Here is a 12,875-nt window from a genome sequence, read left to right as displayed (position 1 = left end):
ATATTGGTTAAATATTTTCGTATACTTTGGTTTGTGCAAGGGAATTAGGCCTGATGACCTTTATTTTTATCCGTCTTCATCCGACATAAGTAATAGAAGTTTACATAATGGAAGTCCAAAGTTCTTGTTATGTTGTTCAATTGTTGTAACCGATCACCTGTAACTCACACTAAATTTTAGAACGGAGCTTGCCCATGTTCAAAAAAATCCTGTCTCTGTTCAAGACACAGCCAGAGCTTGCGAGTTCAATTACGGCTTCGGCCCCCGCAATCCCGGATACGAGCCCTGCACCTGCTCGAATGACGCGGAGCAGACGCAAACCCAAATCCAAATCCAAACATGAAGCCGCCTGGATCAGCGAGCCGGAAGAACCGACAACAGCAGAACGACTGTACAGTCTCCCGGGACAATATAAAGTTTTGAGTGATCTGCTCGTGACCAATCCCAAATCCCGTTCAGGCTATTCTCAGATTGATCATGTTGTTATTGGTCCGCGGGGGATCTTCGTCATCGAGACCCGTAACCTCACAACAGGCGAGATTCGGGGTGGGCGCAGAGAAGCCAACTGGACGGTCAGTACCAGTCGCATTAAGATGTATAATCCGCTGATGCAGCATCGGGGTCATGTTGAGGCGGTTCATGCACACCTCGGAGATTATAAGCGCATCCGCATGATTTCCATGGTGACCTTCACCAATCGCTGCCGGATCAGTGTCGATCCTGCGGTACGGTATGTGAATTCCGATGAATTGGTGATATATGATCATGAATTGGTTGAGACCATTCTGCGCAAAACGGAAAGACTCGAAGCAGAAGTGCCTGAAACGTTGTTTAAGGAGCAGGATATTCAGGCGATCTATACCCTGCTGTCGTCAGCCAATTGCACAGAGCCTCAGACCCGTGCGGAACATATCGAGAAGGCTAAGGGGATTAAATAGCGTATAGATAGGTTTCTTGCAGACACTGTTGTCCTTCGGGATGACAGTGTTTTTTGTACTTTTGTCGGGGGCATCCAGTCATGACAGCTCAAGGAGACAGGTATATCGTCGTATACACCCAGAATTTAACTTATGTTAGAATGTAGACCAATACTTACCTGTGAATACGGCATGTTATGCGAAGATAGATCATATGGAGAATAGGAGTTCAATCGTACATGCCATGGTTAATGTAGATTAGAGATGCATACATAAGATAAGGGGAAGATTATACCATGAGATGGATACAACCAATTCGGATGTTTACCGTGATATTCAGCTTGGCTGCGGTTTTATCCGCATGCGGTGGCGGGGCCAAGGAAGGTGCCAGCCCAGAGCCTGCCCAAGAGGCAGCTGAAGCGACATCAACAGAGCCGTCAGGTGCAGATACGGCAATAGAGGGCAGTGAGAGCAATGCGGCGGAACCAGCCTCGAATGCTACGGAGACGTTGAAAGAGCTGCAGGATCAATACGCTGACAAGCTGGGCTATATCCGCATTCCGCTGGACGACCATCCGGTTCGCCGGGTTAGTGAGGAAGGGTCCAAGAATATTAACGTTGCCAATTACAGCGATACTGTTGTGGATATGAATGCGGAGGTTCCGATTCATGCCAATACACAGCGTTTAATCGATGACGCCTTTCCTTTCTTTACAACTGTACAGGCTCCTGACGTGACCTATATCACTTGGGATGAAGCTACGAACCTGGAACGGGCCATGGTCAAGACGCTGTTTATTTCTCGTGAAGGTCTGCTGATTACGGAAGATGCGATGAATAACAAGGATTACAGCAGCCAATCGTTTCAGGATTCCATGGATTTCTTCAGAGTTACCGCAAAATTCGAATCCATGGCTCCGGTGGCACAGCATCCATATGACATTACGTTAAGCGAACTCTACGACAAGGCCCGCAAGTCATGGGGGGAGCTGGCAGCAATGGACCCCAAACAGGATGAGGCAGCGTTTGCCGAGAAGTACCAGACGGCGAGAACCGATGCCAATAATGCGATGGGGCTGCTTAATATATTGCTGTCTACAAATGAGGAAGAGCGTATGGAGCAGACATACGGAAAGTAGAACGAAAACGGAGATTGGAAACAACTCTGACCGTCTTGGATGGTCAGGGTTTTTCTGTTTTTTTGAACAGGGGTGTGATATGTTTTTAAGCATAAGACGGGGACGGGATAAGGGTGAGGTGCGTGTGCAGAATATGGTGGGATAACTTTTGTAAACGCTTTAAATTTAGGACGAAATTAATTTTGTTTTTGTCGGCAGCAACGGTATTCATCTCGGGAATGACAGGGCTGATCACATATCGCATCCATATTGCCCTATTCAATGAAGAAGTCAGTCGTCAGTATAGTCTTACAGCAGAACAAGTTCTGGCACGGCTGGATTCGCGGGTCAACGACATGTACAAGGTGACGGATTACATCACACTCAATCCTTCCGTGAAAAATGCCATTAAGGCACAGGCTGCAGGCATCTCCTCCTATGATCAGATGAAGCTTGAGGATGAACTGGATGAACAGTTGTACCAGGTAAGGCTGGATGCACCGGAGATCATGGGACTACGCATTTATGATCTGAAGGGAAATATATTTAATCTGGGCGCCTTTGCCGGCTCGTTTCAACAGATGAATCCTTCCTATTTGGCCGAGATGGTTCATAAGCTGGAAGGGACGGGCGGTGAATATGTGTGGAATCGTCTGGGTCCGGATGCTTTTCTGCAGGAGGAGCAGTCCAATTGGATTTTGGCTGGACGATTAATGCGGTCGGTTGATCTGGAAACGTATGGAGTGATGTTGATCCTGTTTAACACCTCGCTGTTTGAGTCGTATCTCAAGGACCTGCGATTGAACGAGGAAGTTGCTGTTGATCTGTTTGATGCGGAAGGGCAGCTGCTATATGCGTTTCATAATCCGGATATCGACCCACCACCGCCTACACAGCTAAACCTGGGGGCAACCGAGATCAGGGACGAGCAGGGATCGACTCATTTGTATACCAAACAAACCTCGGACAAGGCAGGCTTCACACTGGTAAGCAAAGTATCGCTCGCACAGATTCAGAACAAGGGTAAGCTCATCCTGCAAGTCGCCGTGTTCTCTGCCGCAGCCAGCGTACTATGCTCCTGGTTCATCATCACGATCATTAGCGGCAGATTGCTGCGTCCGCTGGCCAGTCTGGTCAATGCGATGAAAAGGGTGCGCGATGGCCAGTTCGATACAAGGGTTCGAATTGAAACGCGGGATGAGCTGGGCTTCATCGGTGAACGGTTCAATGCGATGGCTTCCCGGATCGATACGCTCATTCATGAGGTATACGAGCGGGAACTCAGTGAAAAGGAAGCCGAGCTCAAAGCCATTCAGGCGCAGTTGAACCCTCATTTTCTATATAACACACTAAGCATGTTTTTCTGGAAGTTTTATATGCTGGGCGATGAGAAATCCGCTCGTCTCGTTACAGCCCTGTCTGAAATGCTGCAGTACACATTGGAACCCGTGCAGCGATTGACGACTCTCCAGGATGAGATGACGCAAATCGATCATTATCTGCAAATTCAACAGGCCAGATATCAGGAAGCATTATCCGTAGAAACTTCAATTCCTGCGGAGTTACTTCGCTGTCAGGTGATCCGATTGCTGCTTCAGCCTATCGTCGAGAATGTGTTTGTACATGCCTTCTCAGACAAGAGGGATAATCGCCGTTTGCAGATTCGTGGTTTACGGCAACCAGGGCATGAGACGGAGAAGGAAACGGACATGCTCATTATTGAAATCGTCGATAACGGCTGCGGCATGGATGCAATGGTCATTGAACGAATAATGAAGCCAGTTCCACATGCGGAAGAGGAACGTCAGCATATCGGTATCCGAAGTGTACTCCGAAGAATCGAACTGATTCACGGGGAGCCTTATGGCATACAGATCGAGTCTGCTGTGGATGAAGGGACGCTTGTACGCCTTCGTTTACCATATCAGATCGGAGTAGGAACCATGCCCGGGAATGCGGATGATAGAGAGGAGCAGGTGCTGTGAATGGACGAATGCTTGTAGTCGATGATGAAACACTATTCCGTCAGGGGCTAATTCATCTGGTTCGGACCAATCCTCTCGGATGGGAGGTTGTGGGAGAAGCTGCGGATGGAGAAGAAGCGATTCAGGCGGTGCACAGCTGTAAGCCTGATCTGATTATTACGGATATTAACATGCCTGTAATGGATGGTCTGGACTTGGCTGAGCGCATACATGAGAGCGGGCGGGATATCATGATTATCATTTTGACAGGGTATCGTGAATTTGAATATGCACAGCGTGCCATCCGCTATGGGGCTATTGAATTTTTGCTCAAGCCGTTCTCCCTCGATGAAGCATGTAAGGTGCTGCGCAAGGCACATGAACGGTATCGCCGGAAGCAGTCGGACATCCGAATCAGGGAGCAATACAACCAGGTGGACCGTACCGAGAGATGGCGCGAAGAACTGGCTTCAATGCTGCTCCATCAGCAATTTGAGGAGATGATCATTTGGGTGGAGGACCTACTGGAGGAAGCCGCCAGAATGCCACTGTCCCCATGCAAATCCGAAATCCATCTGCTTATGAAAGTCTTGACGGACATGCTCGCACAGCAGCTTCAGCCACAGGAGTCCGGGGGATTGGACGCATTCGGGCCAGATCCACTTCTGTGGATCCATACCGTACCCGAAGTCATTGCATGGGCTCGCTCGAAGAGTGAAGATTGGATGGATATGATGATGCGCCTGACCCGGGAACAGCAGGATCATGTGATCACACGTGTCATTCGGTATATTGAGATGAATTACGCCGGAAGCTGCACGCTGCAGGCCGCTGCTGTTCATGTGCATGTGACGCCAAACTACTTGAGTCATTTGTTCAAAAAGGAGACCGGACAGGGCTTCAGCCAGTATGTCAGCAAACGCCGGATCGAGAAAGCGAAGCTGCTGCTGCACAGCACCCGGCAGAGCATGGCCGATATAGCAGAACAGACAGGCTTCGATAACTCAAGCTATTTCACTACCGTATTCAAACAGGCGACTGGATTGTCTCCTCGCGAATATCGTAAGCAGGGAGCTGCTAGAGATCACCACGAGTAGCAACTGTTCTTTATGTGTTTTACAGCCAAGATCAGATCATAAGGAATCTGTATGCATACAGCCCCGTTTCCTAGGACAACCCCACCATGTGGGGTTATTTTGCGTAGAAATTTTAAAAAGGATCGTTAAATAACAAATGTTTACGCTTACATTTTTATCTAAAATACAGCTATAGCACATCAGCAGCAGAGAGGAGTGATGAAATATGAAGGGGGAGCTGGCCGCTGGAACACCGTCCGGAATACAACCACCAAATCATGAAATGAAGCATCGAATCAGGCAGCAGCGGCTGAGACGGTTCAAGACCAATATTCCGTTAATCCTGATGTTTATTCCGGTGATCCTGTTTTACCTGACCTTTCGTTATGCACCCATTGGAGGACTGGTCATGGCCTTCAAGGACTATAACTTCTATGACGGGCTCTGGCATAGTCCGTGGGTTGGCTTCCAACATTTCGAGACGCTGTTCAGCGATCCGCGTACGGTGGAGATCATCCGTAACACTTTGTTCCTCAGTTTGTTAAGCATCATTGTAGGATTCCCCATTCCAATTATCCTGGCCATTATGCTTAATGAAGTGAGAAACATGGCCTTCAAGCGGACGGTGCAGACCGTGGTCTACATGCCGCACTTCTTCTCCTGGGTCATTATTGCGATGATGATCATGACGGTTTTCTCTTTGGAAAACGGGATCGTAAACCGCTGGGTCGAAGCTTGGACAGGTGAACCTTACCCGTTCATGTACAACAAGGGCTCCTGGATTGCGGTGTTCGTTGGATCGGGAATCTGGAAGGACATGGGCTTCAATGCCATTATTTTTCTGGCGGCACTCACGACCATTGATCCGAGCCAATACGAGGCTGCACAGATGGATGGGGCGAGCAAAATGCGTCAGATCTGGCATGTGACCCTTCCGGGCATACGTTCGACAATTATTCTTCTGCTCATTCTGTCGATGGGGCGGGTGATGGAAGTTGGCTTTGACCAGGTCTATATGCTCCAGAATTCCAATGTCAACGAGGTTGCTGATGTCATCAGTACGTATATTTATCGCACGGGTCTTCAGGGGGCACAGTTCAGCCTGACGACGGCGATGGGATTGTTCGAATCCCTGGTGGCCTTTATTCTCATCTTTTGTGCGAACTACATTGCACGCCGATTTAACGAAGGTTTGTGGTAGGGAGGGAGAGCAGCATGAGAAAAACCAGAGGAGAAAAAGTCTTTTATCTGATCAATTATGTATTGTTATCATTGGTTGCCGTCAGCTGCATCCTGCCTCTTCTGAATATCATTGCTTTGTCTTTCAGTGATGCAAGAGCCGTCGTGTCCGGTAACGTAGGGTTATGGCCAGTCGATTTCACTTGGTTCTCCTATCACAGCCTGATTACGGGGACGCCGATTCTGAATGCGTTCTGGAACAGTGTGGAGATTACGTTAATCGGTACAGGGCTCAGCATGGCCGTGACCATTATGGCGGCATATCCGCTGTCCCGGAGGCACTTTTATCACCGGCGATTTTTTACGATGGCAATGGTGTTCACGATGATTTTTAACGGTGGACTCATTCCGACGTACCTGGTGGTGCAAAACCTGGGGCTGGTGAATAGTTACGGTGCACTCTGGCTGCCTGGCCTGGTGAGCACGTATAACATGCTGATCATGCGCTCCTATTTTGAAAATCTGCCAGGGGAAGTAGATGAGGCTGCCCGCATTGATGGTTGTGGTGAGCTGGGACTGTTGTTTCGTATCGTGCTTCCGCTATCCAAACCTTTGCTGGCGACCATTGCCCTCTTTTACGGGGTGGGGTACTGGAATTCGTTCATGAGCGTGATGATCTACATCAACGATACGTCCAAATACAACATGACTGTACTGGTCCAGAATATGATTATGTCCAATCTGAATGTACAGGACTTTACCGATCCAACGATGATTTCGAATCTGACGCCGGAAGGTATCCGGGCAGCAGCCGTGATTGTCATGGTTATTCCCATTTTGGCGGTATATCCGTTCTTGCAGAAGTACTTTGTCAAAGGGGTTATGCTTGGTTCGATCAAAGGGTAAAACAGGCAAACAGGATATCGGTCATATTACGTGGGTGTCATAATACAGGGAGAGAAAGAGGGTCTTATCTATGGCGTTAACGATGAAGGCATGGGTGAAGTCGGGTCTCGTTCTGGGCTTGATCGGCGGATTACTGGCAGGCTGCACAGGAGGGGGCGGCAGTGAGCAGGCGGAAGGTGAAGGCAGCAGAGGGAATATCACCTCAACGATCTATGATCGGGGTGCGGTTCCGAGCGGTATGGGCACGATTGAAGATAATATGTGGTCCAAGTGGATTAACGAGAACGGTCCGGCAAATGTCAAATATACGGCAGTTCCCCGCTGGGAATCCCAATCCAAGTTAAACGTATTATTTGCTTCAGGCAGCGCGCCGGATGTCATTTTTGAATTCGGTACGCCCATCCGCAATACCCTGTTTAATCAGAAACAGCTTATGCCGCTGGATGACTTGATCGAGAACTCCAGCGTGGAATACAAAGCACTCATGGAGAAATATCCTCAGCTGAAGAAGGCCGGCATCAAAAGCGATGGCAAGTTGTACGAGGTCGGACGCATGAATGAGGTATTTCCGCTGACCAGCTTTTTCATCCGGGAAGACTGGCTGGAGAAGCTGAATCTGGAGGTGCCGACGAACGAGGAAGAGATGCTGGCTGTCGCCAAAGCCTTCACGGAAAATGATCCGGATGGAAATGGCGCGAATGATACATATGGCATCGGCGGGTTTCAATTTGGGGATACAGCAGGTCTGTTCCGCTATATGTTCAATGCCAACTGGGTCAATGTAGAGAAGGGTGAAGTCGTTGTGGGTCCCAACCACATGAAGGAAGCGACCGCATTTAAACGTGCCCTGTTTGAAGCAGGCGTGGTCGATAAGGACTTTCTGACTGATAAGGACGGTGCCAAGGCGAAGCAGGATTTCCTGAATGGCAAAATCGGCATGTATGCTGCCATGACATCGGATTATACGGGTTTTGCGGCGAAAGAACTGGATACGCTGATGCAGAATGTTCCGGAAGCGAAACTAAAAGTCATTGCGCTGCCAACCACTTCGGTTGGACAGTACACGATGGTATGGAACAACCCGGTGCAGATGACGGCGGTCGTCAATGCACGCGCCAAGAATCCGGAAGCAGTCATGAAGTATATTGATTTTTTAACCAAAACAGAGTCCGGTCGAACCTTCAAAAATGGATTTGAAGGTACGCATTACACCCTGAACGAGCAAGGTTGTCCGCGTATCTCCGATCAGGAGAAATACAAGCAGGAGATTAGCTGGGCAGGAGACTATGCCATGATGTACAGCCGCCTGGAGGAAGGCAAGTGCGGGTATACCGAAATGCTGTTCAGCGAGGAGATCCCATCCCAGAAGGAAGGTCTGCGCCTCTTCAAGGAAGCGCGAGAAGTGTACATGACGGATCTTCCGGTAGGAGAGGGCGTGACCCACTCGGAACATATGCCGCAGCTGCCGAAGGAGCTTCAGGTGAAGCTGACCAATGTAACGACAGCCATCAACGATATTTTCACACGCTCCATCATCGGGGGCAGCAAATATACGGTTGAACAGGCCGCGGCAGAGGCCCAGCAGAAGTGGGAGCAAGGCGGCGGACCGGAGATTGAAGCATGGTATAAGGACTGGTGGAGCAAGGAAAAGGATAATGTTCTGGTCTGGGACGATTTCTATGAAATCTATGAACAGCAGCAGGCTGATTTCAAGAAGGCGGAGTGAAAGGGCAGTTGGAACAATATAATAAACTAGTTTCGCAAAAACGGTGCTCTGGTCTCGTGATCAGAGCTTTTTTTCGTTTAGGTACCGTCTGGCCCATATATTAAATTTCCTATTTTTTGTCTTAGATACGTTTTAGTAATTAATCCAGCGTTTAAAAAAAAGAATTGGAAGTTCAGCCTAAATACCAAAAAATACATAACTAGGAGACCTGCCGAACGATGAAAAGAAAATTAACGATGATTATGATTACGCTGTTGCTCATTATGCACACCTTTTTTGGAGTAACTGTTCCGCAGGTTGAAGCGGCAGTGGATTCAGTAGAATCAGGACAGATGCCTGATGCAGAACGTGCAGTTAACACAGATGAATCTTCCTCGAAAACGTCGGAAGCATCTGATGGTGCTGAGGGGGATATCTCCTCGCCAAGTCCTGTAACAGAGTCCAAACAACAAGAAGGAGAGCAGCCCAAGTCTGTACAAGAAGAAGGTTCGCAACAGGAGCAGCAGTCCGGTGAGGAGCAAAAAGAGGAATCACGAGCGGAAGTGCTAACGGAGCAGCCGGATGATCCGGAAGCAGAAGCAGCCACCCCGGCTGCCAGTGAAGAAGAGAAGATATCAGATGCTGGGGAAGAGGCATCTGCTCCCAAAGGGAATATTTTGACCAGAGTATCCCTATTGGATGCAGCTGGAACAGTCATCGACAGTTCATCGAATCCGAATCAACGCATACAGGCCGATGAGACGCTTCAGCTCAGGTATGATTGGGCACTGCCTAACAATACCTATAGAGCAGGAGACACATTCACCTTCAGGCTTCCGGAGCAGTTTGTCATCTATACGGATATAGATGAGCCGTTGGCATTGGAAGGCGGGGAGGAAGAGGTTGGACGCTTTACCGTCGACCGGCAGGGGAGTGTGGTGCTTACGTTTAACGATTATGTGGAAAACCACTCGAACGTGACGGGGACGCTGCAGATTCAAACGGAGTTAAGTACCGATATTGTAAAAGGAAGCACGGAGATTACAATGGTTACGCCGATTACAAGCGGAGAACAGACGGTGGTCATCCGAATAGCTCCGCCGGCTGCTCCGGCACTGGAGAAGAAAGGGCGAGTGGATACGACCATTCCGAATGTTATTACGTGGACGTTGGATATGAACAAGGGTTTGGATTCATTCGGTGGTGCAGTCATTACCGATCCAACGCCACCGGGCCTTCAGCTTCAGAATGAATCGATTCGGGTATACGAGCTTCTGGTCAACGGGGACGGTGCCACAGTGACTGGGCAACCAGTAGATGCGGGCCGTTATACCGTGGAAGTGCTTGAGGAAAACCAGGGTTTCCAGATCCGTTTCAATGATGACATGATTAACAGCGCCTATCGTATCGAATATGCCACACAGATGACGGATCAATCGTCACAGTATACGAATACGGCTGTGCTGATAGGCGAGGATATGGAAGAGACATCAGCGAGCGCGACGGTTAAGGTACAACGAGGAGCGTTATTGACCAAAAGCGTGGCGAAGTACGACCCGGTCAGTCAAACCATCTCATGGACAATTGGATACAATATGGGGAATCTACATATACCGCAGGCGAGTGCCAAGGTAAGTGACCGATTCAACCTATCTCAGGAATTAATCCCCGAATCGTTGAAAGTATACAAAGGAACAGGTAACGAGGCAGTCGATGGGGCTGCATATTCGGTGAAGCGTGTGCAGGATGAGAATCAAAAGAACGGGTTCGATCTTCAGTTCAATTCAGAACTGGATTCGTCTTACACCATCAAATATCAAACCAAGGCATCCAGTCGTGTATATGAAAATGAAAAGATCATAAATCAAATCACTACGGACGGCGGTTCTGCTCAAGCAGAGCAGGTTCTGCGGAGCGGCGTTGTGAAGAAAGAAGTTGCTGAAGCCAACTTTAGAGACAAAACCGTTACATGGAAGGTGACCTTAAATAGCGACAAATATCCGATGGAGCAGGTTGTGCTGCGAGATTCGTTTCCAAATGGCGGATTAGAATGGCTGCCAGACAGTGTGAAGATGGTAAGTCTGGATGGCAAAAGCAAACTGCAATCGCCACAGGACTTCACCGTAGTTGCAGGTAAGGACGGCAACAGAAGCGGGTTTATCCTTCGCATGAATCCGTCCATGACGCTGAACACTACGTATGTCATCACATACAAAACAGCGTACAACAGTGATTGGAAGATCAATAAGATGAAGCCTGAATTCTGGAACAAGGCCAACCTGGAATGGATTCAGAATAATGAGTCTCGTACCGCGGAGGCTGACGCCAGATTCTGGCCCGATAATCTGACCAAGGATAATGGAGCGAAACGCGGATCGTATAATGCCAGCACGAAAGAGATCACCTGGGACATACTGATGAATTACAACCAAAAATTATGGAGCCAGGCCGAAGTTCGCGATGTGCTGCAGCAGGGGCAGATGTTTATTCCGGAATCTGTAAAAGTTTATGAGATGACGTTATCCGGCACCTGGAATGGAGCAGGCAAGGGAACCGAAATATCTCCCGATCGCTATACCATCATTCAACCATCCGCGGATAACGGCAATGAGCTGCGGATTCAATTCGCGGAACCAGTTAACAGCCCTTACTGGATTACGTTCAGAACATCGATGGAAGGGCAGCTGTTGACTTCGCAAGTGAAAAATAAAGCGCTTGTGTTCAGTAATGGAACCAAGGTTGCCGAGTGGGCTGCAACCCTGACTATTCCGCATGGTGGGGTATATGTCACGAAAAGTGGAGTACAGAATGGCAATAAAATAGACTGGAAACTGAACATTAACGAGGGTCAGTCGACCGTTTCCAATGCGCGAATTATCGATGAGCCAAGCAGTAATCAGATCCTGATGAGTGATTCCTTCCATCTCTATTCAACCAAAGTCACACCCGGAGGTGAAATATCCAGAGATAACGAGTTAGTCCGGGATCGGGATTATACGTTGAAATTGAATAAGGATGATGCGGGGAATCAGAGCTTCGAGTTAACGTTTATATCGGGAATTTCTTCTGCATATGTTTTGGAATATCAAACCTTTATCTCTGCAGCAGACAAATCCAAGGTCACTAACAAAGTACGTATGGACGGAGAACGTCTAACAACGGAAAAACGTGAAACAGAACAAGCGATCACCGTTCGTACTTCCTCGGGAAGCGGTACAGGTAACGGCGTAACGGGAAGCCTTGTCGTAACTAAGGTAGATGAGGATGACCCTGAACGGAAGCTGGAAGGTGCAACATTTGCTCTGTATGACAAGGCGGAGAAACGTGCGCCAATGATTGAAACGACCGATGCAGAGGGAAAAGTCGTGTTCAGCAAGCTGTTATATGATGATTATGTGCTGGAGGAGCTTACAGCTCCTGAAGGCTACGATATCGGTGAGGCCCGGGTGGATGTCCGGATTGATTCGAGTATTCGAAGAACCGATCATATGAAGCAAATGATTGTGAGCAATAAAAAGAAAGAGGAGCCGCAGGTGGATCCAGATCCGCAGCCGCCAGTAGAACCGGGCACACCAGTGGATCCAGATCCGCAACCACCAGTAGAATCGGGCACGCCAGTGGATCCAGATCCTCAGACTCCAACAGAGGTTGGTACGCCTGACATACCGGTTCCTGTAAACCCGATTCCAGTGATCATTGAAGATGAGGATATTCCACTTGGCGGGATTGATCCAGACCCGGTGCCATCTGATGAAGGGATACCAGGAAGTGAAGAACCGGATATACCGGAAACACCGGAGCGTCCTACGCAGCAGCCACCAGTGGAGATTGAGGATGCCCCAATCCCGCAGGGGATTCCCACTGTGGGAATCCAACCTCATCAACCCGATAGAGGCCAGCCGGCCATGCTGCCACAAACGGGAGAGAACAGCAAGCTGCCATTTTATGTAGGTGGCGCAATTCTATTGCTGCTTGGCAGCTGCTTGTTGTTCAGAAGAAAGGCCTAGACG

8 protein-coding genes are annotated in these 12,875 nt (G+C 48.8%); all 8 read left to right on the top strand.

The features are described 5' to 3' along the window. The first annotated feature begins 194 nt into the window (after positions 1 to 194). On the top strand, positions 195 to 938 hold the full coding sequence (locus AC3WQ3_RS10485; protein ID WP_492472215.1) for a nuclease-related domain-containing protein: 744 nt from the start codon (positions 195 to 197) through the stop codon (positions 936 to 938). A 275-nt stretch (positions 939 to 1,213) separates the two neighbouring features. Further along, positions 1,214 to 2,056, top strand: a complete 843-nt coding sequence (locus AC3WQ3_RS10480) for a hypothetical protein (RefSeq protein ID WP_492472214.1) — start codon at positions 1,214 to 1,216, stop codon at positions 2,054 to 2,056. 188 nt (positions 2,057 to 2,244) lie between these two features. Further along, positions 2,245 to 4,020, top strand: a complete 1,776-nt coding sequence (locus tag AC3WQ3_RS10475; RefSeq protein ID WP_492472213.1) for a cache domain-containing sensor histidine kinase — start codon at positions 2,245 to 2,247, stop codon at positions 4,018 to 4,020. Continuing rightward, complete coding sequence (locus tag AC3WQ3_RS10470) at positions 4,017 to 5,096, top strand: response regulator transcription factor (protein ID WP_492472212.1); 1,080 nt, start codon at positions 4,017 to 4,019, stop codon at positions 5,094 to 5,096. The genes AC3WQ3_RS10475 and AC3WQ3_RS10470 overlap by 4 nt, the downstream gene beginning before the upstream one ends. 262 nt (positions 5,097 to 5,358) lie before the next feature. Next, positions 5,359 to 6,276: an ABC transporter permease gene (locus AC3WQ3_RS10465; RefSeq protein WP_176476168.1), complete on the top strand. Its 918-nt coding sequence runs from the start codon at positions 5,359 to 5,361 to the stop codon at positions 6,274 to 6,276. 14 nt (positions 6,277 to 6,290) lie between these two features. Then, positions 6,291 to 7,160: a carbohydrate ABC transporter permease gene (locus tag AC3WQ3_RS10460; protein WP_095361125.1), complete on the top strand. Its 870-nt coding sequence runs from the start codon at positions 6,291 to 6,293 to the stop codon at positions 7,158 to 7,160. 70 nt (positions 7,161 to 7,230) lie between these two features. Further along, positions 7,231 to 8,886, top strand: a complete 1,656-nt coding sequence (locus AC3WQ3_RS10455; RefSeq protein WP_492472211.1) for an extracellular solute-binding protein — start codon at positions 7,231 to 7,233, stop codon at positions 8,884 to 8,886. Between the two features lie 218 nt (positions 8,887 to 9,104). Further along, positions 9,105 to 12,872, top strand: coding sequence for a collagen binding domain-containing protein (locus AC3WQ3_RS10450; protein ID WP_492472210.1), 3,768 nt, complete (start codon positions 9,105 to 9,107; stop codon positions 12,870 to 12,872). Positions 12,873 to 12,875 lie beyond the last annotated feature (3 nt).

It is taken from the genome of Paenibacillus sp. FW104-T2 (genome assembly GCF_058789975.1).
The sequence above is the reverse complement of the archived record's forward strand: the minus strand, read 5'-3'. Positions and strand labels throughout refer to the sequence as shown.

Excerpts from the sequence above, each read along its gene's own strand:
- AC3WQ3_RS10460 (WP_095361125.1), top strand. The coding sequence starts at position 6,291 with ATGAGAAAAACCAGAGGAGAAAAAGTCTTTTATCTGATCAATTATGTA.
- AC3WQ3_RS10480 (WP_492472214.1), top strand. The coding sequence starts at position 1,214 with ATGAGATGGATACAACCAATTCGGATGTTTACCGTGATATTCAGCTTG.
- AC3WQ3_RS10465 (WP_176476168.1), top strand. The coding sequence starts at position 5,359 with ATGAAGCATCGAATCAGGCAGCAGCGGCTGAGACGGTTCAAGACCAAT.
- AC3WQ3_RS10450 (WP_492472210.1), top strand. The coding sequence starts at position 9,105 with ATGAAAAGAAAATTAACGATGATTATGATTACGCTGTTGCTCATTATG.
- AC3WQ3_RS10455 (WP_492472211.1), top strand. The coding sequence starts at position 7,231 with ATGGCGTTAACGATGAAGGCATGGGTGAAGTCGGGTCTCGTTCTGGGC.
- AC3WQ3_RS10485 (WP_492472215.1), top strand. The coding sequence starts at position 195 with ATGTTCAAAAAAATCCTGTCTCTGTTCAAGACACAGCCAGAGCTTGCG.